This window comes from Methylobacterium sp. CM6257 (genome assembly GCF_054611515.1).
Genome location: NZ_CM137735.1, coordinates 3,237,422 through 3,264,147, shown reverse-complemented (window position 1 = coordinate 3,264,147; position 26,726 = coordinate 3,237,422). Strand labels below are relative to the sequence as shown.

Annotated in this window: 31 protein-coding genes and 1 pseudogene; 8 read left to right on the top strand and 24 right to left on the bottom strand. The window is 64.0% G+C overall.

Going from position 1 to position 26,726, the window contains the following annotated elements; translation table 11 throughout:
- Positions 1–2 precede the first annotated feature (2 nt).
- The 4 genes from fixJ (at position 3) to ACYCO6_RS15945 (ending at position 2,254) form a co-directional block, all read left to right on the top strand.
- On the top strand, positions 3–617 hold the full coding sequence (fixJ, locus tag ACYCO6_RS15960) for a response regulator FixJ (protein ID WP_459772842.1): 615 nt from the start codon (positions 3–5) through the stop codon (positions 615–617).
- Between the two features lie 104 nt (positions 618–721).
- Positions 722–1,075, top strand: coding sequence for a response regulator transcription factor (locus ACYCO6_RS15955; protein WP_459772841.1), 354 nt, complete (start codon positions 722–724; stop codon positions 1,073–1,075).
- Positions 1,076–1,678: 603 nt separating this feature from the next.
- Positions 1,679–1,900, top strand: coding sequence for a hypothetical protein (locus ACYCO6_RS15950; protein WP_459772839.1), 222 nt, complete (start codon positions 1,679–1,681; stop codon positions 1,898–1,900).
- Positions 1,901–2,044: 144 nt separating this feature from the next.
- Positions 2,045–2,254, top strand: coding sequence for a cold-shock protein (locus tag ACYCO6_RS15945; protein ID WP_459772837.1), 210 nt, complete (start codon positions 2,045–2,047; stop codon positions 2,252–2,254).
- A gap of 181 nt (positions 2,255–2,435) precedes the next feature.
- On the opposite strand, the gene ACYCO6_RS15940 is transcribed toward ACYCO6_RS15945, so the two are convergent.
- On the bottom strand, positions 2,436–3,038 hold the full coding sequence (locus ACYCO6_RS15940) for a Ros/MucR family transcriptional regulator (RefSeq protein ID WP_459772836.1): 603 nt from the start codon (positions 3,036–3,038) through the stop codon (positions 2,436–2,438).
- Between the two features lie 207 nt (positions 3,039–3,245).
- Between ACYCO6_RS15940 and ACYCO6_RS15935 the strand changes: the two genes are divergently transcribed.
- Positions 3,246–3,665, top strand: coding sequence for a CopG family transcriptional regulator (locus ACYCO6_RS15935; RefSeq protein WP_459772834.1), 420 nt, complete (start codon positions 3,246–3,248; stop codon positions 3,663–3,665).
- A 75-nt stretch (positions 3,666–3,740) separates the two neighbouring features.
- Positions 3,741–5,006, top strand: a complete 1,266-nt coding sequence (locus tag ACYCO6_RS15930; RefSeq protein WP_459772832.1) for an extracellular catalytic domain type 1 short-chain-length polyhydroxyalkanoate depolymerase — start codon at positions 3,741–3,743, stop codon at positions 5,004–5,006.
- A gap of 307 nt (positions 5,007–5,313) precedes the next feature.
- Here the strand turns inward: ACYCO6_RS15930 and ACYCO6_RS15925 are convergent, their stop codons facing one another.
- The 15 genes and pseudogenes from ACYCO6_RS15925 to ACYCO6_RS15855 form a co-directional block, all read right to left on the bottom strand.
- Complete coding sequence (locus ACYCO6_RS15925) at positions 5,314–5,712, bottom strand: (R)-mandelonitrile lyase (protein ID WP_459772830.1); 399 nt, start codon at positions 5,710–5,712, stop codon at positions 5,314–5,316.
- Positions 5,713–5,745: 33 nt separating this feature from the next.
- Positions 5,746–6,492, bottom strand: a complete 747-nt coding sequence (locus ACYCO6_RS15920; RefSeq protein WP_459772828.1) for an SDR family NAD(P)-dependent oxidoreductase — start codon at positions 6,490–6,492, stop codon at positions 5,746–5,748.
- Between the two features lie 120 nt (positions 6,493–6,612).
- Positions 6,613–7,527 (bottom strand): LysR family transcriptional regulator, encoded by a 915-nt coding sequence (locus ACYCO6_RS15915; protein WP_459772827.1) that lies wholly within the window; start codon positions 7,525–7,527, stop codon positions 6,613–6,615.
- Between the two features lie 228 nt (positions 7,528–7,755).
- On the bottom strand, positions 7,756–8,016 hold the full coding sequence (locus ACYCO6_RS15910) for a hypothetical protein (protein WP_459772826.1): 261 nt from the start codon (positions 8,014–8,016) through the stop codon (positions 7,756–7,758).
- A gap of 205 nt (positions 8,017–8,221) precedes the next feature.
- Positions 8,222–8,701, bottom strand: a complete 480-nt coding sequence (locus tag ACYCO6_RS15905; protein WP_459772825.1) for a cache domain-containing protein — start codon at positions 8,699–8,701, stop codon at positions 8,222–8,224.
- 377 nt (positions 8,702–9,078) lie between these two features.
- Positions 9,079–9,428, bottom strand: a pseudogene (locus ACYCO6_RS15900) (VOC family protein).
- 55 nt (positions 9,429–9,483) lie between these two features.
- Positions 9,484–9,765, bottom strand: a complete 282-nt coding sequence (locus tag ACYCO6_RS15895) for a hypothetical protein (RefSeq protein ID WP_459772824.1) — start codon at positions 9,763–9,765, stop codon at positions 9,484–9,486.
- Between the two features lie 92 nt (positions 9,766–9,857).
- A complete protein-coding gene (locus ACYCO6_RS15890; protein WP_459772822.1) occupies positions 9,858–10,562 on the bottom strand; it encodes a glutathione S-transferase N-terminal domain-containing protein in 705 nt (234 codons plus the stop codon).
- Between the two features lie 455 nt (positions 10,563–11,017).
- Entirely contained in the window at positions 11,018–11,335 is a 318-nt protein-coding gene (locus tag ACYCO6_RS15885) for a hypothetical protein (RefSeq protein ID WP_459772820.1), read from the bottom strand.
- Between the two features lie 486 nt (positions 11,336–11,821).
- Positions 11,822–12,430 carry a recombinase family protein gene (locus tag ACYCO6_RS15880; RefSeq protein WP_459772819.1) on the bottom strand — a complete coding sequence of 203 codons (609 nt, stop codon included), beginning with the start codon at positions 12,428–12,430 and terminating at the stop codon, positions 11,822–11,824.
- Positions 12,431–12,737: 307 nt separating this feature from the next.
- Positions 12,738–13,349, bottom strand: a complete 612-nt coding sequence (locus tag ACYCO6_RS15875; protein WP_459772817.1) for a hypothetical protein — start codon at positions 13,347–13,349, stop codon at positions 12,738–12,740.
- Positions 13,350–13,624: 275 nt separating this feature from the next.
- A complete protein-coding gene (locus tag ACYCO6_RS15870) occupies positions 13,625–14,842 on the bottom strand; it encodes an MFS transporter (RefSeq protein ID WP_459772815.1) in 1,218 nt (405 codons plus the stop codon).
- The gene (arsB, locus tag ACYCO6_RS15865; protein WP_459772814.1) at positions 14,832–15,896 is read right to left on the bottom strand and encodes an ACR3 family arsenite efflux transporter; all 1,065 of its coding nucleotides are present in this window, start codon (positions 15,894–15,896) and stop codon (positions 14,832–14,834) included. Before arsB ends, ACYCO6_RS15870 begins: the two co-directional genes overlap by 11 nt.
- 8 nt (positions 15,897–15,904) lie before the next feature.
- Positions 15,905–16,342, bottom strand: a complete 438-nt coding sequence (arsC, locus tag ACYCO6_RS15860) for an arsenate reductase (glutaredoxin) (RefSeq protein WP_459772812.1) — start codon at positions 16,340–16,342, stop codon at positions 15,905–15,907.
- Positions 16,335–16,694 (bottom strand): ArsR/SmtB family transcription factor, encoded by a 360-nt coding sequence (locus tag ACYCO6_RS15855; RefSeq protein WP_459772811.1) that lies wholly within the window; start codon positions 16,692–16,694, stop codon positions 16,335–16,337. Before ACYCO6_RS15855 ends, arsC begins: the two co-directional genes overlap by 8 nt.
- Positions 16,695–16,744: 50 nt before the next feature.
- Between ACYCO6_RS15855 and arsH the strand changes: the two genes are divergently transcribed.
- Both arsH and ACYCO6_RS15845 read left to right on the top strand, forming a co-directional pair.
- A complete protein-coding gene (gene arsH, locus ACYCO6_RS15850; RefSeq protein WP_459772809.1) occupies positions 16,745–17,500 on the top strand; it encodes an arsenical resistance protein ArsH in 756 nt (251 codons plus the stop codon).
- A 39-nt stretch (positions 17,501–17,539) separates the two neighbouring features.
- Positions 17,540–18,046, top strand: a complete 507-nt coding sequence (locus tag ACYCO6_RS15845) for a DUF6428 family protein (RefSeq protein WP_459772807.1) — start codon at positions 17,540–17,542, stop codon at positions 18,044–18,046.
- A 26-nt stretch (positions 18,047–18,072) separates the two neighbouring features.
- Here the strand turns inward: ACYCO6_RS15845 and ACYCO6_RS15840 are convergent, their stop codons facing one another.
- The 8 genes from ACYCO6_RS15840 to ACYCO6_RS15805 form a co-directional block, all read right to left on the bottom strand.
- Positions 18,073–18,714, bottom strand: coding sequence for a hypothetical protein (locus tag ACYCO6_RS15840; protein ID WP_459772806.1), 642 nt, complete (start codon positions 18,712–18,714; stop codon positions 18,073–18,075).
- Positions 18,715–18,941: 227 nt separating this feature from the next.
- Positions 18,942–19,070 (bottom strand): hypothetical protein, encoded by a 129-nt coding sequence (locus ACYCO6_RS15835; protein ID WP_459772804.1) that lies wholly within the window; start codon positions 19,068–19,070, stop codon positions 18,942–18,944.
- A 146-nt stretch (positions 19,071–19,216) separates the two neighbouring features.
- Positions 19,217–19,888 (bottom strand): hypothetical protein, encoded by a 672-nt coding sequence (locus tag ACYCO6_RS15830; protein WP_459772802.1) that lies wholly within the window; start codon positions 19,886–19,888, stop codon positions 19,217–19,219.
- A gap of 207 nt (positions 19,889–20,095) precedes the next feature.
- On the bottom strand, positions 20,096–20,584 hold the full coding sequence (locus tag ACYCO6_RS15825; protein WP_459772801.1) for a molecular chaperone DnaJ: 489 nt from the start codon (positions 20,582–20,584) through the stop codon (positions 20,096–20,098).
- An 11-nt stretch (positions 20,585–20,595) separates the two neighbouring features.
- Positions 20,596–21,783, bottom strand: a complete 1,188-nt coding sequence (locus ACYCO6_RS15820; protein WP_459772800.1) for a hypothetical protein — start codon at positions 21,781–21,783, stop codon at positions 20,596–20,598.
- Between the two features lie 413 nt (positions 21,784–22,196).
- Positions 22,197–22,922: a hypothetical protein gene (locus ACYCO6_RS15815; protein ID WP_459772799.1), complete on the bottom strand. Its 726-nt coding sequence runs from the start codon at positions 22,920–22,922 to the stop codon at positions 22,197–22,199.
- An 816-nt stretch (positions 22,923–23,738) separates the two neighbouring features.
- On the bottom strand, positions 23,739–24,032 hold the full coding sequence (locus ACYCO6_RS15810) for a hypothetical protein (protein ID WP_459772798.1): 294 nt from the start codon (positions 24,030–24,032) through the stop codon (positions 23,739–23,741).
- Between the two features lie 243 nt (positions 24,033–24,275).
- Positions 24,276–26,717 carry a S1C family serine protease gene (locus ACYCO6_RS15805; protein WP_459772796.1) on the bottom strand — a complete coding sequence of 814 codons (2,442 nt, stop codon included), beginning with the start codon at positions 26,715–26,717 and terminating at the stop codon, positions 24,276–24,278.
- Positions 26,718–26,726: the final 9 nt, after the last annotated feature.

Below are 26,726 nucleotides of genomic sequence, written 5' to 3'. Positions count from 1 at the left end.
CGATGACGCGTAGCCTCATCCACGTGGTGGACGACGACCCCGCCCTGCGGGACTCGCTCGCCTTACTGCTCGGCACCGCTGGGTTCGAGGTAGCGCTGTATGAGGGCGCGGCCAGCCTTCTCGACCGGCTCACGAGGCCCACGCGGGGATGTATCCTGACCGACATCCACATGCCCGGCCTCGACGGGCTGGAGTTGCTCCGCCGCCTCCGGGCGGAGGGGCACACCTTGCCCGTGGTGATGATGACGGGACACGCCGAAATTCCGATGGCGGTGGAGACGATGAAGCTCGGGGCGTGCGACTTCATCGAGAAGCCGTTCGCGGACGAAGTGCTGCTGCACGCGTTGCACGCCGCCCTGGAGCGTGGCGGTGTGACCGAGGCGGACGATCCGGCCCTTCAGGCGTTCGTCCGCCGCGTGGACACGTTGAGTACGCGCGAGCGGCAAGTAATGGATCAACTGGTCACGGGCGAGACGAGCAAGGAGATCGGCCGCACACTCGACATCAGCCCCCGCACGGTCGAGATCTACCGGGCCAAGCTCATGGCCAAGACGCAGGCGGCCAGCCTGTCCGAGTTGGTTCGCTGGACGGTTCTGGCCAGTCTTGGGCAGGCTTGATCCACCTCAACGATAGGGAACCCAGGAAGCGGCAGTGTGATTCCTTGGACCGTGGCGCCAGCCGGTTCGGCCTGTGAATGCACCATGTCTTCTGAGTCAGTCTCATGCCGATCTTCATGGTGGACGATGATGCGGAGTCTCTGAGTTCAGCGCGGTTCATGCTGGAGGGCGAAGGTTATCCTGTCTTCACCTTCGAGAGCGGCGGCCACCTGCTCGCCGCGTTTCCGGAGGCGAGGCCGTGCTGCATCGTGATTGACTACGTGCTGCCGGACATGACGGGGTTGGATGCCTGCGAGCGTCTGCGAGCCATAGGTGTGACCGCTCCCATGATCATCATCACGGGCCACCCGAGCCCCCTGATCCGCGAGAAGGTGCGGGCGGCGGGCCTGTCTCTGGTTGAGAAGCCACTCGTTGACGAATTGCTCAGCGCCATTGAAGCGCTAGGGCCGCTGCATTGATGGTGGGCTGGTCACCGCAAGGAGGGGCGGCTTTGGGTAGTCGCGGATGGAACGGCTTGCAGCTTCACCCGCGACCATCGAAATGGCGTTTCGGCCAACGTCTCGATCCAGATCGGGATAGCCTCCTACCCCTGCCGGTGGAGTAGGACCTGGGCTCCCTCTACGAAGCCGTCCGAGAGCCGCTGGCGTTGGACACAGCACGGGACGATCCCCGGATCTTGGTGTCGGACGACGTGCGGACGACCCTGGGCGGGCGCACTACGATCGTGCAAGGCGTCGGTGCTCTCCGAGCCCACCCCGATGACGCGCAGGGCCGCGAGCGGGTGCATGCCCATTCCGAACTTCAACCGTAGCCTGTATAGGAGGCGCCGGATTGGAGGGCACGGTTCGTGTCGCTACCGTGGATCGAGGCGCGCGTCGCCGTGAACGAAGACATCGTCGCCTGCGAACGACGATTCCATCGCCAGTGCGCCTTGGTCGTCGAAATGACGGCGGACGGACAGGACACGGCTAAGGACGAGGTGCCGCTCGCGACCTACAGGCCAGCCTCACCGTCATCCGCGCCCACCGCGACAGCCTCTTGGCGGATGCCGCGACCGACGCATGAGCACCGCCGACACGCAATTCGAGGCAGCCGTGGAGAGATTGAGCCGCCGCATTGCGGAGGCCGAGATGCGCTCAACCGCAGCGGCTGACGCGCTCACCACTCTGACCAGGACTGAGGGCGAAACCGCCGAGGCTGAGCAGCGGTTCAAGGAGGAGATGGACGCCCTGTGGGTCCTGCGTCGGCAGTTGTGGGAACTCCGGGCGCCGGAAGGCCCGTGAGCCACGCCACGCTGCCGAACGCCTTCCCGCCAGCCGGTGTTCACCGCCGCCTCCTGCAACCCTGATGGAACGGTCGGCCAAGACTGCCGGTTCGTGCCCCACGGCACGCCACGTTGGCGAGTCGAAGACGACTAGGATACCTCGATGGCTACCGGCACTGTGAAGTGGTTCAACGAGACCAAGGGCTACGGCTTCATCCAGCCCGACGACGGCGGCAAGGACGTGTTCGTCCACGTCTCGGCGGTCGAGCGCGCGGGGATGCGCAACCTTATCGAGGGACAGAAGATCTCCTACGATGTCGAGGCTGACCGGCGCAGCGGCAAGGAGAGCGCCGCCAACCTGAAGAGCGCCTGAGCCTTCCCGTTTCAGGATCAACTCGGGGGCTGCCGTTGAGGCTCGGGTAACCGCGCTCCTGCATCCTACATCCTGGGCCGCGTTGCCTATCTGGCCCCGCGCCGTGAGGAACGGCACCAAGCCCCGCCAGCCCGTGATCAAATCGGGTGGCGGGGCGAGCGGCGGCAGAAGACCTCTAGGATCAGGCGGCCTTGCGGCGCCCCTTCGGAGCACTCTCGGCCACAGCACCCGCTCGTCCCAGCCCTATGGCCTTGGCGAGCGCAGAGCGGCGCTCCGCATATTCTGGCGCGACCATCGGGTAGTCAGCGGGGAGGCCGTAGCGCTCGCGGTAGCTGCGCGGATCGAGGCCGTTGGCGGCCAAGTGGCGCTTGAGCGTCTTATAGCTCTTGCCATCGATGAAGCTGACGATGCTTTCGTTCTGCACCGACCTGCGGATCTGGGCAGGGCTCGGCTTTTCCACCTCAGCAGCGGGGGCTGAAACGCTCGTAGCACCGGAGGCCAACTCGGAGACGGAGCCATGTACCTTCGTGATCAGCGCAGGAAGCTCAGAGACTGGTAGCGGGTTGTTCGAGACGTAGGCGGCCACGATACTAGCAGCAATCTCAACGATGTCGGAGCTACGGTCTAAGGGCTCTTCTGTAATTTTTTCGACTCCAGGATAATCCGGCGCTCGGTGGGTGTTCCACTGAACCGCTAAAAGCAACGTAAACTCGGCCTTGTTGGTTACATTCCAGCCCTGACCACGATGAACGGGCCAAATATTGCGCGCAATACTGTTGCGCACCCACCCTCGCTGGTCCCAGGTGTGTTTCAGCCTTTCCCCGGCTCTGCGATCGACGTGGTCGCTGTGTAGACTGGGCGTGATCAACCCTGTCCACCTCATACCTGCCGCGTAGACCGAGACGAAAATCTCGCTCAGTCGCCCTTGCGCTCCGCCAGCTAGTTGCCATCTCCTGGCCATCCCGCTGGATGTTTTATGGATGGAGCAGCCATGGCCGACAACGTTCACGAGCTACAGCCCAAGCTGCCCGACAGCGAGAAGATCACCATCAATCTGGGGTTTGTGGACCTCGGTCATATCGACCTGATGGTGCGCGACGGCTTCTACGCCAACCGCGCCGACTTCATCCGCACCGCGGTGCGTAACCAGATTGAACGGCAGGGCGAGGCGGTGAAGCAGTCCGTGGCTCGCAAGCAGCTTAGCCTCGGCCTGTCGCACTACACGAAGCAGGCCCTTGAGGCGGCCCGTGACGCCGGGACGCCGCTGCACATCCAGGTTCTCGGGCTCGCCAGCATCGCTCTGGATGTCACGCCCGAACTCGCCCGAGCCGCAATCGCGTCGGTCGAGGTGCTCGGCGCCTTTCAAGCCAGCCCCGCGGTCAAGGCGGCGCTCGCCGACCGCACCGCCTGACGATCTTCTCACCTCTCCGCGGAAAGCGTCCGGCTTTCCGCCCCGCCCCGTTCTCGCCTCGCAGGTATCGATCCCATGAACCCCTTCTCAAAGGCCGCCTTCCCGAACTTCGACTTCCCGAAAGCCGACCCGGCCCGCACTGCCCGTGTGATGGAGGCGATGGCCAAGCTTCAAAAGCAGCAGGCCGCAGCCTACGCGCGTTGGGCCGAGGCGCGCCGGAACGCGGCGGAGACGGGGCAGCCGACCGCAAATGATGCCCAAGTCCTCGACTTGGTCCCACCCTCTGCTCCCGATGGTGCCTGGACGGCGCCGGAGACCGCCGGAGGCAGGGGGCCAGAAGCGCATCCCTTCTCCGGGTTGGGCGGTGACATCGCGGGCGAGGTGACGCGGACGATCCAGGAGGCGCTGGCGAGGGCCGGTGTCGGCACGGATCTGGGCGTCGGGGCGGGGATCGAAACGCCCGCGCCCGCTCCGCTTCCGGACGGCGCACGTTTCGAGGCGCGCACGTTCACAAGCGCGCTCGGGAGCCGGAACTACAAGGTCTACGTCCCGAGCGGCTACGCTGGCCAAGCGATTCCCGTGGTCGTGATGCTGCACGGCTGTACCCAGAACCCGGACGATTTCGCCGCGGGCACGCGGATGAACGAGGTCGCCGAGGAGCACACCTTCCTGGTGGCGTATCCGGAGCAGCCGCGATCAGCCAACATGCAGCGGTGCTGGAACTGGTACGAGCCCGGTGATCAGCAGCGCGAAGGCGGCGAGCCCGCCCTGATCGCCGGTCTTGCCCGGCAGGTGATCGCGGAGTTCTCAGCCGACGCGAGCCGCGTGTACGCCGCCGGGCTCTCGGCGGGTGGCGCTGCCGCCGCGATCCTTGCGGCCACCTACCCCGACCTGTTCGCGGCGGTCGGCGTGCATTCGGGGCTGGCCTGCGGGTCGGCGCGGGACATGCCGTCCGCCTTTGCCGCCATGAGGGGCGACGGCGTGATCTCGTCGGGGAGACGGCATTCTGTGCCGCTGATCGTGTTCCACGGCGACGGCGACCGCACGGTGCACGCGGCCAACGGCGATCAGGTCGCCGCGCAGGGGCCTTCCAGGCCGGATCTCGTCCAGACCGTGACGGAAGCCCGGACACCCGATGGCATCGCCTACACCCGTACCGTCCGCACGGATGCGTCGGGGCGTGCGGTCCTGGAGCAGTGGGTTCTGCACGGGACCGGGCATGCGTGGTCAGGCGGCAGCCGGGACGGTTCGTTCACCGACCCACGCGGCCCAGACGCGAGCCGGGAGATGGCCCGGTTCTTCCTGACGCACACAAGCGCGGCCAGTGCGGTTCGGCATTGATCCTGTCGGCCATTCCGATCGCCACGGCTGCTCATCTTGGCCTTGAAGACCGCGCGCACTCGGTGGACCTTATGGCCTTCGTGGACAACTCTGCGCCCGCCCGCGCCACCGGCACCGTTGTGGTAGATCCGATCGTCACAGCGGAGAGCCGCGCTCGGCACGGCGAGTGGTCATGCTGACCCTGGAAGACCTGGAACGTCCGCTTGCACGCTGCTCGGTGAGTCAGAGACCTACAGCCGGAACAGGTAGATATGCGAAGGTCCGCTCTCAGCACCGAATAGCTGAAGGCGGACCTGGAGGCCGGGGACTACGACCCGGCGTACTGTCCGTCCGTGACCCGCTCCATCCATGTCACAGCCTTCCCGTCCAAGCGCTCCTGGATCGCGATGTGCGTCATCGCCGTGGTCGCGGTGGCCCCATGCCAGTGCTTCTCGTTCGGTTCGAACCAGACGACATCGCCCGGCGCGATCTCCTCAATGGGGCCGCTCTCTCGCTGGACCCATCCGCGCCCGAACGTGACGATCAGCGTCTGGCCGAGCGGGTGCGTATGCCACGCGGTCCGCGCGCCCGGCTCGAAGGTGACGCTCGCCATCGCAACGCGGGCGGGATCGGGCGCGCTGTGGAGTGGGTCGATCCGCACCGTGCCGGTGAACCAATCGGATGGTCCCTGGCCCGAGGGCTGGCTGCCGCTGCGCTTGATGTCCATGCGATCATTCCTCCGTCGTCTTGGTAACGCTGCTCAGAGCGACCAGCCGCCATCGACCGAGATCGACGCGCCGGTCACGAACGCGCCGAGGTCCGAACACATCCACAGGACGGCCTCTGCGATCTCCTCGGGCTTGCCCAGCCGTCCGACCGGCTCAAGATCGATCGCCTTCTGGATGTCGCCGCCCGTGAAGCGGTCCATCATCGGCGTCTCGATGTTCCCAGGCAGGACGGCGTTCACACGGATGTTCGCCTTCGCGTAGTCGAGGGCGGCCGACTTGGTGAGGCCGATCAGGGCGTGCTTCGAGGCGGCGTAGCTCGCCCCTCCTGCTACGCCCCTGACGCCCGCGCCGGACGAGGTGTTGACTACCACGCCGCCGCCCTGGCGTAGCATCTGGCCGATCTCGTGCTTCATGCACATGAACGTGCCGCGCAGGTTGATGTCGAGGATGCGGTCCCACTCATCGAGGGCGATCTCATGGACGGGAGCGGCCTTGTTCTCGACGCCTGCGTTGTTGAAGGCGCAGTCGAGGCGGCCGAACCGTTCGACGGCGCGGACCACCGCCGCTTCCACTTCCTCCGGCACCGACACGTCACATCGGATCGCGATCACCTCGCCGCCATTCGCCTCGATCTCGGCGCGAAGCTGTTCCAGCGGAACCTCCATGCGGTCGGTGATCGCCACGCGCGCGCCTTCGCGCGCGAAGGCGATGGAAGCGGCGCGGCCGATGCCGCTGGCCGCGCCCGTGATGAAAGCGACCTTCCCGGTGAAACGGCGCATGTCCCGATCTCTCTGCTGATCTCGATGAGGTGCCTGACGTAGACATCGCGCGAACCGCCGATCAGCCGTTTGTTCCTCAACGGAACGATGAGCCGAGTTCATCGTCGGACGATGCGGCCCCTAAAGTCCGAGCGGCTTCACCTCACGGATCAGGTCGATGAGGAGCCGCAATCCGGTCGGCAGTTGGCGTCGTCCGGGATAGTAGAGATGAAAGCCGGGCCCCATTGGCGCCCAGTCCGCCAGCACGACGCGAAGCTCGCCGCGGGCGACCGAGGGTTCGACACACGGCTCGGGAAGGTAGGCGAGCCCACCGCCTGCTGCCGCCAGGGAAAGGGCGAACTGGGTGTTGTCGAGGGTCACCGCACCGGGAACGTCGAGCGCGATCTGCTCGTCGGCTCTCTCGAACTCCCAACGGTAGAGGCTGTCATCGCCGAGGCGGATGCGCAGGCATCGGTGAGCCGCGAGGTCATGCGGATAATCGGGCGTTCCATGCCGATCGAGATAGGCCGGGGCGCCGACCACCACCCAGCGGAGATCGGCAGACAGGCGCTGCGCCACCATGTCCTGAGGGACCGTTCCGCTATATCGGATGCCCGCATCGGCTCCGGCCTCCACTACGTCGAGCAGATCGTTGGACACATGAACGTCGATCTCGATCTTCGGGTGACGCTCGTGGAAGAGAGGCAGCACGGGGGCGAGCAGCAACGTGCTCGCATGTTCGAGCACGTTCAGGCGGATGCGCCCGGTCGCCTTCGTCGGCTCCCGGTACTGGTTGAGCACGTCGAGCGCGGACCCGATCGCCGCGAAAGGGGCGTCCAGCGAAGCGAGCAGGTCTTCCCCTGCCGCGGTGAGCGTGACGCTGCGGCTGGTGCGGTTGATGAGGCGCACGCCGAGGCGCGCCTCCATCGCCTTGAGCGCGTGGCTGAGCGCGGAGGCGCTGACGCCAAGCTCCAGGCCCGCCCGCCGGAAGCTGCGATGGCGCGCGATGGCAAGGAAGGTCCCGAGATCCGCCAGTTCGGTTCGATTGATCCGCATCGGGGCAGTGGAGTGTCTGCTCGCGGGAAAGCAATCCGTATCGATTCAAGACCGAGTTGGGGCAAAGGGTCAGGGTCTGTTGCCGACCCTGAGCAGTCGTCCAGGGGGTTAACCAGCAAAGGGCCGCTTGCAATGGTGTAGCGGACCTTCAGGAGGAGCCCTCTCAGCGCCGATAGGCGAGCTTGGCAGTTCCGGTGGGTTACAAGGCTTCAGAGGACGACCGCGCCGCTATGAGTGCGCTTTAGGGCACCACTCCTTCGGGGTTGGATCGCACTCTACCGGCCGGTAATCCCTCGGCTGAGCGCGAAGCTCGTGACGGGCCTGCTCCAGATACTCCTGGCGCTCCTCCTCCGTCAGGCACATCACGCTGTGGCCTTTGTCGGCCTCGCACTGAGTAGCGCCCTTGTCCCAGGCCCTATCGTCGTGGCTCTTGGCGAGGAAGGTAAGCTTGGCCCGTTCGAGCACCTCGGCTTCGGTCGGCTCACTCATGTGCGTGCCTCCGGATCGCCCTGCAATTGCCCGAGCAAGACTCCTCTCGGCGAAATGGGTCAAGGCCGAATGTGCGGATCGCGCGCCATAACGCCCAATCGGCGAAGGTCCGCATTCGAGAGCATGTCAGACCTTCGAAGAGGTTGCATCAGCGCCGATGGGCTGGTCTCGGGGCGTCGCCGTTCCGTCAGAGACCGAGGCGGTGTTAATTGACATAGACGCCAGCGCCCACGAGCGCGTCTTCGCCGTCAACTCGCGTCGCGCAGACGTAGCTCCATTTCACGCTGGCGTAAGACTGGCCGGGCTTGGGGAACATGTAATCGACCCATCCAGACCCAAAATTCTTGACGACCTCGATGAAGTCCCTGTGGAACCGTTTCCCGTCAGCGTCGCGGTCATCGAGTAAGTCGCGTCCCTCGCGGTCCGGGCGGGCTGCGTTGAACAACACGACGCCGTGCATATCGACCACGAACAGGTAGACATCCGCATAGCGCCAGGAGCTACCTTTCGTTCGGAAATCCGCGAATGCTTTTCTGCCCCGTTCCTCCAGAACGTCGGATGCCTTGTTGACGAGGGCCTCGATCTCCGCCGCTTCATGTGAGGGTGGGAGCCTCCTCTGCCCGAGGGCAGGACATGTTGCGGTCAGGACCAGCAACACGGGCCATGCCAGCAGCATCTTGAACATGCCGCTGCCTCTTCGCGCCACCTCGATGTGGTGAGGATGTGAGTTCAGCCCCCGTGCGGCCATAGCAACCTCCCGCCACTGGTCGAGCTTCTGACCGAAAGCAGGGGCGCGGGATCAGACGATTGTGCGTCATCGTCCTATCGGGCGTCCGAGTTGATGACCATCGCATGCGGTCCGATGGTCATCAAGTCAGCGGGATCGCCGCAGTGACATACCAGTGCGCCCAGGACTACATTCCAGGGTGCCCCATCGGCGAAGGTCTGCATCCGATAGCAGACCAGACCTCCGAGACAGGCCGCCTGAGCTTCTGCTTCCCACCCGTTGCAGACCTCGCGAGTGGTCCCAAGCGTCGAATTTGGCCCACTAGATCGCGCCGATCATCGATGCTCCAGAATGTTCACCAAGCGTCCGAACGGATCACGGACGTAGAAGCGGGTGACACCCCAAGGCTCATCTACCGGCCCGTACTCGATGCTGAACCCATTGGCCTCTAGCCTCTGCTGAGCCTCGGTGAGGTCGTCTACTTCGATGGAGAGGTCCGGTACTGGCTTCCCGATCCACCTTCGGTTGCTACGCTGATCTGAGGTGCTGCGCTGCCTTCGGCTGCAAACGTCATGATCCATCCCCAGTCCATGACGACAGCCATTCCGAGCGCGTCGCCGTAGAACGTCCGCGCAGCATCGATCTGGTCCGCGGCTACGTTCGCTACGATCCGTCTGACAGCCATTCTCGTCTCCATACAACCTGTACGGGGCCGAGTGTTAGACCGGGACCATCACAGGTTAGGTGTTATCAGACGACTCGTTACGATGCGAGAGACGCTCTTCGAGGTGGGTCGCCGCATCCGCGTACAACTCGAAGCGCCGCAGCAGCACGGCGCGCTTCTCCGGCTTCTTAGTCCCGTCGATCTTCGCCTTGGCCTTGTCGGCGTGGCCGCGCATCTTCTTGGCCAGCTTCTCGAACGCTTCATCGATCTTGCCGCTCACCTTGTCGGCCTCGGCCTTCACCGCGTCTGAGCCGCCAACCATGGCTTTGGGGAACGTGCTCTTGCTGTCCTTAGCCACGGCGCACCTCCAGTCGGCCCTACCAAGCTTCAGAAAGGCTAACGTAGGTGAGAGATCCGCGATGACGACTCGATCTTGAGTGCGACACGCACTCAGTGACGGTGCTGCGTGTAGATCTGCTCTACCCACCGCAGGCTCGGTCGTTCGCTCCATCGCGCCAGCATGTCTTCCAAGCGAGGAGGGAGGGCGCCCTTCTGGTAAAGCGAGCAGGCTACCGGGCGTGCCAGAGGAGCCAAGAGGCTCGCTGCCGTGATGTCGATCCTGCTAAAATTGCTCCCCACGAGGTATCGACGCTCCCCGGCCAAGCCGTCGAACCAATCAAGTTCAGCAGACAAGCGCATCTCCAGTTCTGAGAGCCGCTCTGGCCGTGCGTCCATGGCAGAGATCATCAGGCGTCGTGTGATCGGCCACATCAGGCGACCCAGCGCACCTTGAAGGCCCGGCACACCGGACAGGAGGATCTCGCGTATGTTTGACGCCGGGTCTGCAAGCGTGGCCGAGTAGATGTAGCGCCGCACGAGTGGCCCGATCTTGGTCACGAACCGCCGTTCCACATCCGCATCCTTGTTCGCCAGCCCTGCCCAATCGAGGATGTGTCCGCTCCCCTGGACGATCTGCGATCCAGTCGCGAGGATAGGCAAGGTCGTCCTCGAAGCGATCCGTCGTACGCGAAGGAGGTGGGGGCCGACAGCCCATGCCTCCTCCTCATAACTGACACCCGCATGATCAAGCCCCCAGCGAGCACGCTCGCAGAAATGCGACGGAGGCAGCACGTAGAGGCGAACTGGCTTCGTCATTGCAGCGTCTGCCTTCCGCAGCTAAGGTTTCATGACCCAGTTGTCCGCGAGGTCAGTTAAGCTGCCGGTGATCAGACACAGGGATACCGATCGAGGTCTGTCAAGATTCTAATTCTGCTTAAGGCCAAAGTAGCGAGCATCTCGATCGTTCAGAGTAAGCGTCGAGACTGGCCAAGCATCGCCTGCGCGTCATGGCCGGACAGGCGCTCGGCGCCCGTGTCCCAGCCGCGCGAGCGTATTGCTTGAGCGGATCAAGGCTGAAGGAACGGGGGCCGCGGCCCCACGAAGAGGTCGCGGTCGTCCACGCCTCGCAACGGCGATCTGACAGCGGTGGGGATCTCACTACGAGAACGACACGCTGTTGGAGTTCAAGGTGATGATCTCGGACCGGCCCCGGGCGACGATGTAGCCGACCAGGACCCGGGTTTGGTCGCAAAGGTCGGTCACAACCCTCTTCACCATCCGCGTGCCTTGAGCCACTCGCGGAGCGCGGTCGCGTCGGCCGTGCTCTCGAACTCGAAGCTCACGGTGTCCAAAATGGCGTGGCCCCTGCGCTCGCTGATACGACGACGCCACCGACCAGTAGCTTGCGCCTCGCACCACCCGTTGGCGAGGCGGTGGCGATAGTCCGGGGATCTGGAGTTCAGGTCCAAGATCATTGGGACGGCGTCCGCGACCGCGAAAGTATGGCGGGCGAGGATCGCCTGAATTTCTGGGTTGGCCTGTAGCCGGGCGATCATCCGGCGGACGCCTTGGATGTTCTTCATGGTCATTACAGGCACCTCGCATCGATCGAGCGGCGCGATAGCAGATCGGCGACACGCATGTCGCGAAGGATGGCGTCCTCGTAGGCCAGCACCCGGTCTCGTAGAGCTTCGGGTAGCAGCGCACCGGCCTCAGCCAGTCTCATGCGAATTCGCTCTACGGTCTTTGACGAAACTCGCGCAGTAGCCCCATCACGTCGTGTGTAGTCGTGGAGGTATCCGGGACCTCTGCCACACCAAAAGCGCGAGAAATGCTCGCGCGACGAAACCAGACCCAACGACCTCATCTCCTCGAAAAGCCGCAACAATTGAAAGCCGTACATGGAAATCTCCTCGGACAGGGACTCGGATAAATATCCATGTCTACTTATCCGGGAGGTGATTTCGTGAGGATCAGAGACTTGTTCGACAGGCCGAGCCTAAAGAATACGGCGAGGGACCAGCACTGGAAGTCGTGCCGCCACGTTCCGACTACGGCCGGAGTGGGCCCGGCGCTCAAACAATCGCAGCTTCTTCAAGCTGGGCGGTCGGCACCTGTTTCCCTGCCCGCAGCGCTGCATAGTAGGACGAGCGGCTGATCCCCAGCATCTGGCAAGTCTCCGCCACCGTGCTGCTGGCATCCTCGTGCGCGAGCGCCACCTGCCGTACCAGCGCTGCCGTCAGCTTCGGCGGACGCCCGAACTTTACCTGCCGTTCTCGCGCCACTGCACGTCCTGCGGCGCTGCGTTCCAGGATGAGATTGCGCTCGAACTCGGCCAGCACCGCCAGCATGCCTACCAGCATGCGCCCGGTCGCGGTCGTCGTGTCGATGTTGTCCATGACCGATACCAGTGTGGCGCCCCGGCCTTCGATCTCCTCGATGATCTGGAGGAGATGCAGTTGCGAGCGTGCAAGTCGGTCGAGGCGGTAGACGCAGAGGCGATCCCCGGCACGTAGCAGATCGAGCACCCGCCGAAGCTGACCGCGGTCGCGCTTGGCACCTGAGGCGGTTTCGCGGAACACGTCCCGGTCATCGACGCCCGCGCGTTCCAGGGCTTCTAGTTGCAGCGACCAGTCCTGGGCGGAGGTCGAAATGCGAGAGTACCCGTAGCTGCGGCTGGCCACCGTGCAAAAACTCCGTCCAGAAAGCCTGACTTATTGCACGTACTTTCTGGACTGCAAGCCCCTCGGACGGTCACGCTTAACGGCCGCGTCCAAAAAGTGATGAGTTTCTGGACGTGGACTGCGCGTTCCTACCGTTCGACCATCAGGTGCAGTTCGGATGGTACTCGGGCATCCGGTTCAGAATGGATGGTCGAATGGTGCGCCGGGCCGATCATGATGACCGTCTCGTTGAGGGCATACCCAAACCGCACCAATGCGGGCGCATGCCTCGGGCGAAAAGGAACCCCGGCCGAGTGGCGGGCGGGGCTTAGGCCGCCTTCCTAAAGCGCCGACCGATACGCTCCCACACAGTTTTTGGCTTATCCTTTTCAACCGGGCGGAGGACCAAATCTTGCTCTTCTTTCGTCATTGTTGCTAGGACCCGCCGTGCGGTCGCTAAATCGTCCTGCTCTTTATAGCCATGGCGCTGGCGCCAGTCCCTTACCACAAGAGATGGAAGCTTGAAGTCTCCCCATTCAGACTTACCTTTGTAATGACAAAAACTCTCCATATCATCTAAATCATCTTCGTTGAGGCATTCTAGAACGACTTTTTTCTCCACTCTGAATATATGATTTTCTGCGGATAGAGATATATAGACATCTCGTTTCGCAAATTCAATAATATGACATCGTAACGTGAGTATTTTCTTCGGAGTATCGATGGTCTTGGAAAAACTGTAACTTTTTAGCCCAAGATTATCAATTTTAACCGAATTTTGTTTGTATCCTGTCTTGGATAGAACAAGAAGAGCATGTTCTATTTTCTTAATGTTCGCCTCTCGGACCAACTTTAGGCGCTGCTCATGCTTCCAGCGGTCCCATACCTTCTGCGCCGCAACTGCGGCGAGAACAACAGCAATTAGGATGTACCATTCCAAGGCGGAACAAGCCCAAGTTCGAGTGGATGGATGTAAAATGCCACGCTTGCGCTAGGAAAACGAGTGCTCGTCCATCGCTGTCCTTGATCCGATCTGGATGTCCTGGCGGCGGCCAGCGGCTCGAAGGCACTCTGCAAGCCACGTTGGCGGAGTGGTACGCACACCGTGACGAGATCCTTCGCACCATCGAGCGTTTGCGGGATTAGCGATCACCGACCGACAGCGCTGCCGATGGATGCTCTGGGAAGCAGTAGGGCAGAAGGGCAGCACTTGCTCTAACTCGACCTCCTCGCTCCGCTCGGGGCGACGAACCACAGGACAGTGACGAGCAGGAAGGCAGCGACCGCCAGGACCAGGAGGAGCGCGAACGTCATCGAAGCGCCAGCCTCCGCTAACACGAAGGCCGCGGCGGGCGGCGAGATCGCCTGAGCGAGTAGCCCCGGCGCGGCGAGCTTACCGACGAGCCGGGCGTAGCGCTCAGGGCCGAACAGGACGAGCGGCACCGCCCCGCGGGCGATCGAGTAGATGCCGTTCCCGGCGCCGTAGAGCACCAGGGCGAACGCCATTCCCGAGATCCCGGACCAGAGCATCGTGACCCCGGTCACGATCAGGATCATCGCCGCCGTCAGAGTCCAGAGTGGGTGATATCGGCTGCCTCCGGCCATCTCGATCACGCGCGCGGCCACCTGGGATGGGCCGATCAGCGCCCCGAGCGCCACGGCGTTCGCGAGGGTGATCCCGCGATCCTGCAACAAGGTGAGGAGGTGTACCGACACGATCGCCGTCGTCGCGCCCGCCGCGATCTGGACGGTGGCGAGGACGAGAAACGCGAGCCGTTCCCGGCCAAGAACGCCAGCAGGCGGCGCATCGACGGTCGGGTCTGTCCGGCGGGCAGGAACGGGTGGGAGGAGTCCCAGGAGAAGTGGCAGGGCGACGACAACGTCGATCGCCGCGAGACCGACACACGCTCCCCGCCAGCCGAGTTGCCCGCTCAGGTACGCGGTGACCGGCCAGGACAAGGTCGAGGCGAACCCGCCGAACAGGGTCACCGTGGTGATCGTCGGCCGAGCCGCGCTCCCGAAATACCGGCCGAGCGTCGCGAAGGCGGCATCGTAGAGCCCAGCCCCCATCCCGAGCCCGAGCAGCACCCAGGCCACGACGTAGACGGCGAGGTTGGGCGCGGAGGCGAGTACGAGCAGCCCGAGGACGAGCACGACGACCGAGGCTGCCAGCACTGGGCGCCCGCCATGTCGGTCGATGAGCTTGCCGACCTGGGGGGAGATGGCGCCCGCCACGAGGAGACCCACCGTCTGCCCACCGACCACCCACGGCAGCGGCCAGCCGGTGTCGGCGCTGATCGGCGCCGCCAGCACGGCCAGGAGGTAGTAGGAGGAGCCCCAGGCCAGGATCTGGGTGATCCCGACGACGCTCGTGATGATCCGGCGATGGCTGGCCGGAGCGGGGATGACCGGCGCGGCTGCCTCAAGCTCCACGGGTCAGCGATGCTCCTTCTGACGCCGTGGGCACGCGCCGCTCGTACCAGGGCCGCGAGCGGTTCACGATGGTGACCACGGTGAGCATCACCGGCACCTCAACGAGGACGCCGACGACGGTGGCGAGCGCCGCACCGGATTTGAACCCGAACAGGCTGATCGCGGCAGCGACCGCCAGTTCGAAGAAGTTCGAGGCGCCGATCAGGGCAGAGGGCCCGGCCACGCAGTGCTGCTCGCCCGCGAGCCGGTTCAACAGGTAGGCAAGCCCGGCGTTGAAGTAGACCTGGATGAGGATCGGGACGGCGAGCAGGCCGATCACGAGGGGCTGCTGGATGATCTGCTCGCCCTGGAAGCCGAACAGCAGGACCAGCGTGGCCAACAACGCGACCAGGGAGGCTGGTCCGAGGAGACGAAGCACCCGCGAGACCGCGGCCTCGCCGCCCGCGGCCAGGAGGCTCCTGCGCGCGATCTGGGCCACGATCACCGGGAGGGCGATGTAGAGGGCGACCGAGAGGACCAACGTGTCCCACGGGACCGAGATCGCCGAGAGACCGAGCAACAAGCCGACGATCGGCGCGAAGGCCACGACCATGATCGCGTCGTTGAGCGCGACCTGGGAGAGCGTGAAGTGCGGCTCTCCCTTGGTCAGGTTCGACCACACAAACACCATCGCGGTGCAGGGCGCCGCCGCCAACAAGATGAGCCCAGCAATGTAGGAGTCGATCTGGTCGGCAGGCAGATAGGGCTTGAACAGGTAGCCCACGAACAGCCAGCCGAGGGCGGCCATCGAGAACGGTTTCACCGCCCAGTTGATCAGCAACGTCACGCCGATCCCGCGCCAGTGGCTCCCGACCTGCCTGAGGGCGGCGAAGTCGATCTTGAGGAGCATGGGCACGACCATGACCCAGATGAGCACCGCCACCGGCAAGTTCACCTGGGAGATCTCGGCCGAGCCGATCGCCTGAAAGAAGCCGGGTACGAGGTGCCCGAGCACCACGCCGACGACGATGCAAAGGGCGACCCAGAGGGTTAGGTAGCGCTCGAAGACGGACATGCTGATCCTCAGGCAGTCGCGACGCGGCGGCCTTGCTCATCGATGACGCGCTCGCCGTCCTCCTTCACGAACTCGCCCTGCTGGCGGGGCAGTAGATCGAGAACCTCTTCGGACGGGCGGCACAGGCGGACCCCCTGCGGCGTCACGACCAGGGGCCGGTTCATGAGGATCGGGTGCGCCTCGATAGCGTCGAGCAGCTTCTCGTCGTCCAGCGCCGGATTGCCGAGGCCGAGTTCGGTGAACGGCGTGCCCTTCTCGCGCAGGAGATCGCGCACGGTGATCCCGGCGCGCGCGACGAGGTTGCGGATCATCGCCCGGTTCGGCGGCGTCTTGAGGTACTCGATCACGTGGGGCTCGATCCCGGTGTTCCTGATCATCGCCAGGGTATTGCGGGACGTGCCGCAGTCCGGGTTGTGGTAGATCACCACGTCGAACGACTCAGGCATGGGCAGTGTCTCCAGCGGTGGGGCAGCAGGTGGACAGGGCCGCGACGGCGGGCTCGCAGACCTCGGGTCGGCCCTGGCAACAGTCCTTCATCAGGAACTCGACCAGTCCGGACAGGGCCGGATAGGCGGCGCTGTAGACGATCGACCGGCCCTCGCGCCGCGACTGCACCAGCCCCGAGTGCTCCAGTTCCTTGAGGTGGAAGGAGGCCGAGGAGGCGGAGACGCCGACCTCGTCGGCGACGCGCCCCGCGGCGAGACCCTCCGGTCCGGCGACCACCAACCGGCGCACGACACGGAGGCGGTGCTCCTGGGCGAGGGCCGCGAAGGCGGCGAGGGCTTGCCGTTCGTCCACATCCAGTCCTATTATTCAACGATTGTTGAAGTGTAGGAGTGTTCCGCCGCGTGAGCAAGCCCGAGTCGTCATCCCCGTCGTTGAACGATGGCCTGCCGAATGTGGCCCAGCCGGTGTTCAAGGTGCCGGTCCGCGAGGACTTGGAGGTCAGTGCGCCGTTCACTCACGCGCCGCGCTTCTTGATCCTCTACGGATCGCTGCGCGAGCGGTCGTTCAGCCGGTTCCTGGCCTACGAAGCGGCGCGCCTCCTGGAAGCGATGGGTGGCGAGGTGCGGATCTACGACGCGCACGGGCTCCCGCTGCCTGACGACACCACCGCCGACCATCCGAAGGTCCAGGAACTGCGTGATCTCTCGATCTGGTCCGAGGGGCAGGTCTGGGTCTCGCCCGAGCGCCACGGCAACCTGACCGGCGTGATGAAGAGCCAGATCGACTGGCTGCCCTTGAGCGAGGGCTCGGTGCGGCCGACCCAGGGAAGGACCCTGGCGGTGATGCAGGTGTCGGGCGGTTCTCAGTCGTTCAACGCCGTGAACTCGCTGCGCGTCCTCGGCCGGTGGATGAGGATGATCACCATCCCGAACCAGTCGTCCGTGCCGATGGCCTACAAGGAGTTCGATGACGCGGGGCGGATGAAGCCGGGGCCGCTGTACGACCGCGTCGTGGACGTGTGCGAGGAGTTGGTGAAGTTCACACTGCTCACCCGCGAACGGTCCGCCTACCTCGTGGACCGCTACAGCGAGCGCAAGGAGCGGGAGCCCGAGCGGTTGAAGGCCGTGGCTGCCGACATCGGTTTCGGGAAGCGCTGACACCCGTATCGATCACCACCAGACCGAGGAGCCCTGCCCATGCTGGATGTCGCTACGTTCGGGGAGACCGTGCCGCCCGCGGTCATCGAGGACATCACGATCGGCGCGCTGCTGGCGGATTGCGACAGTCACCCCTTGGTGCCGCTGGTGTTCGTCTACGAGGGCCGTCCGGTGCGTGCCGGTTACCACGTCACAGAGGTCAAAGCGGGCCAGTTCGCCGCCCTGGACTGCGGCGGTAATCCGGAGGCGTGGACCGAGATTTTTGTCCAGCTATGGGACGTGATCGACGGCGGCCGCACCCACATGACGGCGGGCAAGTTCGCCGCGATCATCCGCAAGGTCGCCGACCACGTCGCCCTCGATCTCGATGCGCGCCTGACCTTTGAGGTCAGCGACGGCGTCGCGCCCATGCAGCTTCACCGGGCCAGCACCCCCAACCTGGAGGGCGAGGTTCTTCAGGTTCTACTCTCGTCGCGTCCGGCAAGCTGCAAGCCGCGCGACCGTTGGCTGGAGGAGCAGAACAGGGCGAGCGGCTGCTGCGCGTAGGGCAAGAATGGCGTTGAGGGCGCGCTCTACTTGTACTTCGGATGGCCCGGCCCCCACCGGACTTCGGCGACGAGCGCATCTTCCAGTCGCATGTTCTTCTTCATGCGGGCCTTGAGCGCCGAGTAGCCAATCTTAAACTCGGCGGCCAACTCCTTGAGCAACCACTCACGACCGTTGTAGAAATACTTCTTACACCGCGACGACACGAAGCTGCGCTCCTTCGCGGTCCCCCAGAAGAAGTTCGAGGGCCCCCAAGGCTGCCCAGCGTCGCGCCGCAGCAGCATGCGGCCCTGCGGCTCTGGCCCGATGTCGTTCACGAAGGTCTCAAAGACATCCCAGGCCGCGTCGCGACCCTCCGCCTTCATCTTCGTCCACCTGTTGTACATCGGATCTGACGGCTTGGGCGACTTCGACTTGGGCTTCCTCTCCGGCTTCGACTTCGTCGGCGAGGATGGCGCTTCGGGCACGACCGGCGGCATCAGGCGCATCTCAACCGCCTTGCCCATGCCGGTGATCGTGGAACCGTAGGAGCCCCACGGCCAGGACGGCGACACGTCGGCCGCGCGCGCACCTTCCGATTTTGCCGCCTTGCGCCGCCGGACTTCAGTGTCGATGGCGGCGCGGATCAAATCGAGGCGATCCTCGCCCTCGTAGAGCACCGCGTCCATCCGCGCCCGCGCGCCCTTTGGCAGGGTCACGTGAACGCGTTCGTCCCAGAGCTTCCTACGGCCTCTATGCGGAGGCCGACTGTGTGCATGATTTGTCGTCATGATCGGCGTTCCGTGTACACGAATAGACGCCTATCACGCACATGATTGGCGTCCAATCCCACACACGGTCGGTCCGCGACCATGCACACGATCGCGGACGGCGAGAGGCAGACTACGCCGCCGCGTCAGCGACGCTCCATGAAGCTCCAGCCGATGACGAACCCCACTGCGAAGGCGGCCATCCTCGCCGAGATCCAGATCAGCGGACGGCGGCAGATGTAGGTGAACGAGGCGATGACGATGACGGTCAGCAACGGCGGAACTCCAGGACCTTGTCGAAGGCGGCCGACGCTTGGGCGAAGCGGGCCGACGCCCTGATCTTGTCTTCGGGCCGGGCGCGGTCGGGATGGAGATGCGCTAAGAGGGCACTCCGCGCCGCGCTCCGACGCGATCGCTGGTGCTACCGGCGCCTCATTTCAATAATAACCGGCATCTCATCGCGTTCCAAGGAACTATGGGAGATCGCGTAATTGAACTTTGCGATGGCGTCACCGTCGCTGGTGGCACTGTTGACATATTTCGTCATCGTCGTGTGACGGTCTCGCGCGTATTGATACGTAATCTCGTAGGTGTAAGTTTGTGGTTCTGATGGGGCCTTATACGCTTCTGCGGACCTCTCGCGGCGGCGTTCCTCCGCGGCGGCCTCGGCTCGACGAGATTCACTCGCCTCGCGGGCTCTTCCTCTCTCCTTCTCTTCGAGCGCTCTGTCGGCATCCGCCTTCAGACTCGCCTTGGTAGCTTGATCCTCCCTCTCGCCACGGAGGTATTCAGCCCTCAGGCTGCTATCGCCCCTGATGTTAGCGTGAAACTGCCGCTTGAGCCGGTTCCACGCCCCGGTCATGAAGTAGCCGAGGGTGAACAGCACCGAGCCGAAAACGATCGCCTTCAGATCCGCAAGCGCGCGTTCCGGCGTAAACAGATTGAGGAACCCTGCAATCGCCACGGAGCCGCCAAAGACCGTGGCTATAGCCCAATTGCGAAAGCCCTTCTTCGCAGCCTGCATCGCAAGGAAGGGATCTAAATTACGGGCTCTCCCCGCGACCCAACCATCTGCAAAGACGCCAATAATCATGGAGCGACCTCTATCCTCGGTTGTTGCTGACGAACATGCCCGATGATCGGAAGTTTATGGTCGCCGATGTTAAAGCAAAGTTTTCGCGGCCCCGGGCCGCGAACGTCAAACGACTGTCGGTTACTCGAAGGACAACGTTGATAGTTGATATTTGTCGGAAGGACTATGGGCGGGGTGATATTCGGTCGGTCCGGTTCCGGAGGCCAGTCAGTAACGGCGAAACTTCAAGATCTTATCAAAGGCAGCCGACGCCTGGGCGAAGCGGGCCGACGCCCTGATCCGGTCCTTCGGTTGAGCGCGGTCGGGATGGAGATGCGCCAGGAGGGCACGCCGCGCCGCAGCCACGACAACATCGTGCGCCGCCTCGTCCAGGCCGACCGTCGTGTAGATCGTGTCCCGCTCAACCTCGTCCTCGAATGCAGCGACCTTGCTCTGAAGCACCGAGATCCAGGCGTTCGCGGTCGCCAACGAGTGCTCCAGCGCCTCGGCCCGCATGAGGGTCTCGTGGTGCTCGGAGCAGAGTGCCGCGTGCTCGCGGACGAGGTCAGGATGCTCGTCGCCAACGCCCAGGAGACCGTCGAGGAGCCGCAGGTTACGACGCAGCTTGACGGCAAGCTCTTCCAAAAGCGGACGCACCTGCTGAAGATGCTCGGGGCTCCAGCGATCGAGAAGCTTTTCATCGATCTCGATGATCATCGTGCCAGCCGTCAGGCCGCCGCGCCGATCTCGGACATCAGCGCCTCAACCGCGTCCACCTCCTCCTGAAGATAGGCTACCGGGCGCAGGCACTCGTCAATCGGCGCCCACCGATGCACACCCAGCAGGCGCGCGACATCCTGCCGGTACGGGGCCGCGAGCGACGGTCCGGCCACCACCGCCCCGAGGTCCTGGAGGCGGCCGAGCACGGCGCGCAGCAAGTGAGCGGGTGGGCGCTGGTTCTCGCGCATTGTCACGTCCGCCACTACCCAGCCGCCGCTCGTCAGCGGGGTGAGCGACACAGCGAGTGGGATGATCGTGCCATCCCGGAGGACATGTCGCGCCTCGTAGATGTAGAACAGCCCGAGCACGATCTCGACGAGCTTGGTCGGCGCGCAGTTCCCCATCCGCGTCCCGAACTCCGTGACCTCGGCCGCCGTGCGGAGCGGGCGCAGATCCTCGCACTCCGGCAAGGGCGGCTCCGGCAGGCAGTCGGCGCGTTCCAGGATCTTGCGCGCGAAACGGTCCAGGATGCTGCCGCTGCGCAGGGACTGCCGTAGCGTCCGGGCGATCTCGTCCTCGGTGATCGTCGAGACCGACGCCCGGATCAGATCCAGCAGTGCGTTCGCCCGCACCACCTGCGCGGCCGAGTCCATGATCGCGACGATCTCGGGTTGGACCAGCGCGGGAGCGAGATGCTCGGCGGCGTGGATGTGGCTCGCACGCAGGCGACCGCAGAAGCGCAGGGCGTGGGCCTTGCGGCCGTGCCGCTCGGACGCGAAGATGTTGAAGAGCCGCCTGTAGCTGTCGCAGTGGACCAGCGGGTCGAAGCCCGGCTTGTCCGACCCCGCCTCCTCCACTCGCGACAACGCCCTGAGGAACCCGGTCGGTACGGCATTCGGCGTCACGTCGTAGGTTGCCGCGATCAGGTCGCGCGCCTGCCGGGTGCGCAACGCCTCGCCGACGCCAGCGGCGCCCGCGGTCGTGATGCCCAGGCGTGCCAGGAAGGCGAACGGCTGGTCGAGGTCGGCGTCGATCGCGACGATGTAGGCGGCCTGCCGGGCCAGAGCGCCCGCGATGGCAAGGTCGGCGAGGAGGCCACGGGCGCCGCGCCGATCGAGATCCGCCAGGAGAGGCGCGGGCCAGCCGGTAATCGGGTGATCGTTGTGCAGGCGTCGTTCTCCCTCATTGCCCGGCAAGGTACGTGCTCAGGCACAGCGCCATGTACCCGCTGGAGTCGAGAAACCGCTCGCATCTTTCGACGGAGCGGCTCATCTCGATAATGCATGACTATAGAAGCTTGCCACGCCGCTCAGATCTGGCAAGCGAAATTTCGATCACGCGAGAAATCGTGGTTAGTTTCGGGCTGTGAGGGCTGAAGGTGGGCAGCGCGTATGTATAATGGACCCGCTTTGACTGGCGCTAACGCTTTCGTGCTCGAAGAAGGAGCAAGCCCTCGATGAACGTCGTGCAACCAATTTTGTGAACAGTCCCCATCTTTCGTCACATCACGACGGTATTCAAGCTTGTCGAGGCACCTGATCGGCAGGTGGACGCCGCAAAGCCCCTTGTCCGAAATAACAAAATAGATTCAAATTTTATTATTGTCGGATCATCGCATTCTGATCCGCATATTTTCAGACTCATTCACAAGTTTTGCAAATATCTCGTTTTTGAAAGCATCCTCCAGTGCCAATTTACCGGCGACAATCCATTGCTCGTTTTTCAAAAATTCCAATACTTCCTCGATGTTAGTGGTTCTGATGCCGCGGTGAAGTAGGCGGGGACCTGCCGAATGTGTAACGACTAATCTTTTCTGGATGTCGATGTAGATTGAGCAGAACATATTGCCGTCTGTACCTTGGCCCAGACGCCCGAGTCTGAGGGCGACCGCTCGACCGCTGCCATTCTTTGCTTCGTGTAGCCCGCGGACCGCTATGGTCTCGATCTCGATCTCCCTCTGCGTGATGAGAAGCTCCTCTCTGCCGTGGGGGGCCAAGCGCTCAAACTTCGCGACGATGTTGGCGACGATCCAACGGGCGCGGCGGTCGTTGTAGCTGTCCCAGTTCGCTTCTCCTTCGAACGCTTGGGGCAGGCCATAGTGCTCGCCAAGCCACCAATCCCCATCCGGCGAGATACCCCAAGTGGTCGCTGTGCGGTGAGGACAGTCGAACTGGAAGACAAATCCCTGGCGTACAAGTTCGGGGATAACGCTGGCAGCCTCTGGGATATTCTTCTCGACCCACCACCTCTCCACCTCTGCGTGCGTTTCGACCCCGAGTCTCACCGAGTCCGCCGCTTCGGCCTCGCCGACCAGCAGGCCGAACAAGGCGTTCACGTGTCTATCGGTCAGAGTGGCCTCAGTGTTGAAGCGACAACTCTCTACGCGCACTCGCCCGCTCATCGATTGCTTCCTTTCATCTATGCCGATCGCCGCCGGGCGAAGAACAGTGCCCCATACTGAATCAGGGCAGGGCTCCCTTTGTTCATGCGGCCAACGTCCGGCTGTTAAGCCACAATTAACGATCTCGCGTCGAATGCGCAAGTTAAAAATGGGAACTGAACCAAATAAAACAAATTGTTTTAACCAATTCGTTCGGCACAACGAACATGATGGCTCCTTAGACGTACTGGGAATGATCTCACCCAGAAGCCTTAGTGCCCTCTCGATCGCCCAGTTGTTTGCCAAATTTGCGATGACGTTACTGGGCTGGGGTGGCGGCAAAAGCGGCCGACAGAGAGGGGAGCCCCGGCTCCTTTGATTGCCGATCGGACAACTGACCGTCGAGTTCGGCTGCGGATGACCCAGTTGCCGATGTGATGCGCAAGGCGAACTCAGCGTCTAGGACAAGGACACGATCGTCTGGGTGCGGGTGATCTCGTTCAGCCTCTGGGCAAGACGGTAGTAGGACCATCCCATAGGGCCGCCCTTGGCGCTCATCACGACCGCCGTCTGGGTCACCCCGCCCCAGACGGCGCTGCGGGGCCATCCTTCAGACCTTAGCGGCCGTGACCCTCGACCTGAGCCTCCTCATGGAAGGTGTCCGGCCGACGCTGAAGCCCGTCTGGACCATTGATCTGGTCCCAGACGAGCCGCGTCATCGTCTCAACTGTGCAGCGCATGGTGCGGAGCACTTGCTGCGACAGAGAGTTGCTACCGTCGCCGAGCGGATCTCGCTACACGGTCGATGTAACCGTGCCAATCGAAACCCGGGGAGGGAGCTTCAGCCTTGGGCTTAATCTCGGGCTCATCCGCAATGAAGCCGTTCCGACTCAAGAACTCGACGTTCTCCTCCTCGAACGCATCCACGAAGTCGTCGTAGTAACCCTTGCGCTCGAAGCGGACACGCAAGCGGAGCCAGTCCAATCGCATTTCCCACTCCGAAGTCCGGCGGCGCGTCGAAATACGCGCCTGCTTCATCACCAGGACGACCAACTCGTCGAGCACAGCGTCTTCCTGCTTTCTAATATCGATGTAATAAGAGTATCGCATGAAATTTCTCGATCGACCCAACGTCGATGCTCGGAAAATAACCTAGTGCTCGGGCGAGCGCATTATTACCGTGTTCCCAGACCGGCGTCCCCGGCCGTGCTCATCGCCACCACCTTCTGGTTCGCCCCGCCCCAGACGGTCCTGCGGGATCATCCGACCGACCTTCGGCTGCAAGCTTCAGCCCGAACTTCAGTACGGTCAGCGGCAAGCGACGAAAACGCTGAGCCCCTTGGCATGCTCAGCCAGATCGGCCGGGGGCAGTGCAGCGCTGTCCGTCCCTGTCGCATAGGCCACGCCGTTGCTCTCCAGGAACGCCCCTGCCAGCGACCCCTTGATGGCGAAGTTCACGTTCTGCGGGATGTCGCCATTCGTGGCCACCATCACCTTCAAGGCGTTGAGCTTCGCACTCACCACACCGATCAGGTTGCCGGAGGCGTCCACGAGTGGACCACCCGAGTTGCCCGGTTGCACGGGCGCCGAAATCTGGAAGTAGCGGCTATCATCGGCGAGCCCGGTCAGCGCCGTGACGTTGCCCAGCGTGAAGTTGCCTGAGGTCGAGAGCATGCCCGACAACGGGTAGCCGAAGACGGCCACCGCCTCGCCGAGCCGCACCCCCGTGCGCAGGGCGGCGATCTTCACAGGGGTGATCTCCGCCTTCAGAAGCGCGAGGTCGTTCGTCCGGTCCTGGGCCACGAGGCGGGCGCCTATCAGTCCGTTCGGCCCGTTCACCTCGATGGCCGAGCAGTCCTGAACCACATGGGCGTTCGTCAGCAGGTGGCCAGCGCGGCTGATGAAGAAGCCGGTGCCCGACGAGGCCGTGTGCGGCTTGGGATCTGGCTGCTTGGGAGCAACTGCGGGCGGCGTCGGAACGACTGGCAGTGAGGGCGTGGTCACCGCGACCGCCGGAGGAGGAGGGGCTACGGCGATTGGCGCCGTGAATGGCGCGCCAGACATGCTGGCGGCCAGGGAGCCCGAAACTAGCACCGCGACGCGCTCCATGTGCAGGTCGGCCTCGGCGGACTTCCACGCCAGGAAGAAGCCGAGCGTGCCCGCCCCGTCCCGGTGGAAGCGCATGTACCAATCCAGCCCATCCGTACCGGAGGCCGATATCGCGAAGAAATCTGGGCGCAGTACCTTGTAATTCACCCGCGTGCCGTCCCCGGCGAACCGTTCGAGGGCAGTGCGATAGCCGTCCTCCAACGGGCTCGGGGTGGCGATGTAACTGAGCGTCGCGCGCTTGGCGGAGTCGGTCCAGGTCAAGCCCGAGCCCGTGCGCTCCTCGCGCAGCCCGAGGCCGAACGGCACCCAGATCGGGTGGCCCCTGTATGGGTGCGCAGCGGCGCGAAAACCCCAGGTGCGCAGCAGCGGCGTCGCCTCGCTCATGAGCGTGGCGGCCTGCCCCTCATCGATCACCCCGGTGACAGGTAGCCCGCTCTGCGACTGGAAGCGTACCACCGTCTCGAACAGTCGCTTGGAGAAATCGATGTTTGGCACGGCGACCTGATGGCCAGTGGCGGTCAGCAGCACCTGGAGGCGGATGCGCTCATTCACGGGCTGGGATGCGAAGGCCGCAGCGGCGGCCTCGTACCGGGCCGGGCCCGCAGGCACGGTGATCGCAGGCGGCGCCACCGCCAGGGGCCCGAGCCAGGGCGTCGGGTAGCCCGCTTCGTTCAGGTGACGACGCAAGGCGGTCGGAAAGTCGGTCTTGCGCTTCCGCGCCTCCGGGCATTTGGCCAGGGGCAGGGCGACTGTGCATTCCTCGTAGGGCCACTCGGCATTGCGGTCGTAGAGTTGCAGCATGCGCGCCCACGCGGCCTCACCGCGTCCGACGAGGATGCTCTGCGCGACCCATCCGCCGAGGAAGTTGTTGTCATGCCACCGCTCGGGGTCGAGGCTTGCCGCGTGCTCCATCCCCGCAAGCCGCTGGCGCTGGTAGCCCGCGAAGTTGGCGTGGCGGGTCACATCCTCCAGCCGTCCGGCGCGCAACCAGTGGATCTGAGCGGGTGGATTGGACGAGGCATAGGGGCCGAAGGCGTACAGGAAGCTGTTGTCGCCGTTGAGCAGTTCGTAGGCGCCGTCTCCGTCGAGGTCCTCGAAGGCGTAGCCGCCGCTATCCAAGGTCTCGCCGTCCGCGACCAACCAGCGGCCTGTCCGCGAGTCCTGCGTGGCAATCTTCGTCACCGTGCAGCAGTGGGCGCCGCCCCAGAACGATGAGAAGACGAGGCTGAGGCGCGGCGAGATCGGGTCGAGTCGCACGACGGCGACCTCGGCGAAGTCCGTGTTCGACTCGTCGTCCGTTCCACGCGTGGACTGATCGAGGGACATGGCGAAGGCCGCCTGTCCATCCTCGCGGCCCAAAGCAACCGGGTGGCGATCACCGTCCTTCCCTCTGGCGTTGCCGAGAAGCACCGAAAGGGTGCCGACGCGTAGAATGCTATCGTGCTTACCGTCGTACTTGGCGCTCGGGCCGCCGGGCGAAGGCGGTGGCGTCCAGACCTGCTCGACATAGCTGTCACCGCGCGAAAAGATAAAGTCACTCGGCAGGCCACCTGTGCGGGTGAGGCGCTGGCGCAGGGCGCGCGGATCGGCGGCGTTCTCCGGCCCAGCGACGACCGCAAACCAGCCGTTGGCCGCACGCATGACACGCAC

Excerpts from the sequence above, each read along its gene's own strand:
- ACYCO6_RS15845 (WP_459772807.1), top strand. The coding sequence starts at position 17,540 with ATGCTGGATGTCGCTACGTTCGGGGAGACCGTGCCGCCCGCGGTCATC.
- ACYCO6_RS15890 (WP_459772822.1), bottom strand. The coding sequence starts at position 10,562 with ATGACGAAGCCAGTTCGCCTCTACGTGCTGCCTCCGTCGCATTTCTGC.
- arsB (WP_459772814.1), bottom strand. The coding sequence starts at position 15,896 with ATGTCCGTCTTCGAGCGCTACCTAACCCTCTGGGTCGCCCTTTGCATC.
- ACYCO6_RS15950 (WP_459772839.1), top strand. The coding sequence starts at position 1,679 with ATGAGCACCGCCGACACGCAATTCGAGGCAGCCGTGGAGAGATTGAGC.
- ACYCO6_RS15925 (WP_459772830.1), bottom strand. The coding sequence starts at position 5,712 with ATGGACATCAAGCGCAGCGGCAGCCAGCCCTCGGGCCAGGGACCATCC.
- ACYCO6_RS15915 (WP_459772827.1), bottom strand. The coding sequence starts at position 7,527 with ATGCGGATCAATCGAACCGAACTGGCGGATCTCGGGACCTTCCTTGCC.
- ACYCO6_RS15840 (WP_459772806.1), bottom strand. The coding sequence starts at position 18,714 with ATGGACGCGGTGCTCTACGAGGGCGAGGATCGCCTCGATTTGATCCGC.
- ACYCO6_RS15930 (WP_459772832.1), top strand. The coding sequence starts at position 3,741 with ATGAACCCCTTCTCAAAGGCCGCCTTCCCGAACTTCGACTTCCCGAAA.
- ACYCO6_RS15830 (WP_459772802.1), bottom strand. The coding sequence starts at position 19,888 with ATGATTATTGGCGTCTTTGCAGATGGTTGGGTCGCGGGGAGAGCCCGT.
- ACYCO6_RS15805 (WP_459772796.1), bottom strand. The coding sequence starts at position 26,717 with ATGCGTGCGGCCAACGGCTGGTTTGCGGTCGTCGCTGGGCCGGAGAAC.
- ACYCO6_RS15905 (WP_459772825.1), bottom strand. The coding sequence starts at position 8,701 with ATGTTCAAGATGCTGCTGGCATGGCCCGTGTTGCTGGTCCTGACCGCA.
- ACYCO6_RS15935 (WP_459772834.1), top strand. The coding sequence starts at position 3,246 with ATGGCCGACAACGTTCACGAGCTACAGCCCAAGCTGCCCGACAGCGAG.
- ACYCO6_RS15920 (WP_459772828.1), bottom strand. The coding sequence starts at position 6,492 with ATGCGCCGTTTCACCGGGAAGGTCGCTTTCATCACGGGCGCGGCCAGC.
- arsC (WP_459772812.1), bottom strand. The coding sequence starts at position 16,342 with ATGCCTGAGTCGTTCGACGTGGTGATCTACCACAACCCGGACTGCGGC.
- fixJ (WP_459772842.1), top strand. The coding sequence starts at position 3 with ATGACGCGTAGCCTCATCCACGTGGTGGACGACGACCCCGCCCTGCGG.
- ACYCO6_RS15945 (WP_459772837.1), top strand. The coding sequence starts at position 2,045 with ATGGCTACCGGCACTGTGAAGTGGTTCAACGAGACCAAGGGCTACGGC.
- ACYCO6_RS15885 (WP_459772820.1), bottom strand. The coding sequence starts at position 11,335 with ATGACCATGAAGAACATCCAAGGCGTCCGCCGGATGATCGCCCGGCTA.
- ACYCO6_RS15825 (WP_459772801.1), bottom strand. The coding sequence starts at position 20,584 with ATGATCATCGAGATCGATGAAAAGCTTCTCGATCGCTGGAGCCCCGAG.
- ACYCO6_RS15910 (WP_459772826.1), bottom strand. The coding sequence starts at position 8,016 with ATGAGTGAGCCGACCGAAGCCGAGGTGCTCGAACGGGCCAAGCTTACC.
- ACYCO6_RS15955 (WP_459772841.1), top strand. The coding sequence starts at position 722 with ATGCCGATCTTCATGGTGGACGATGATGCGGAGTCTCTGAGTTCAGCG.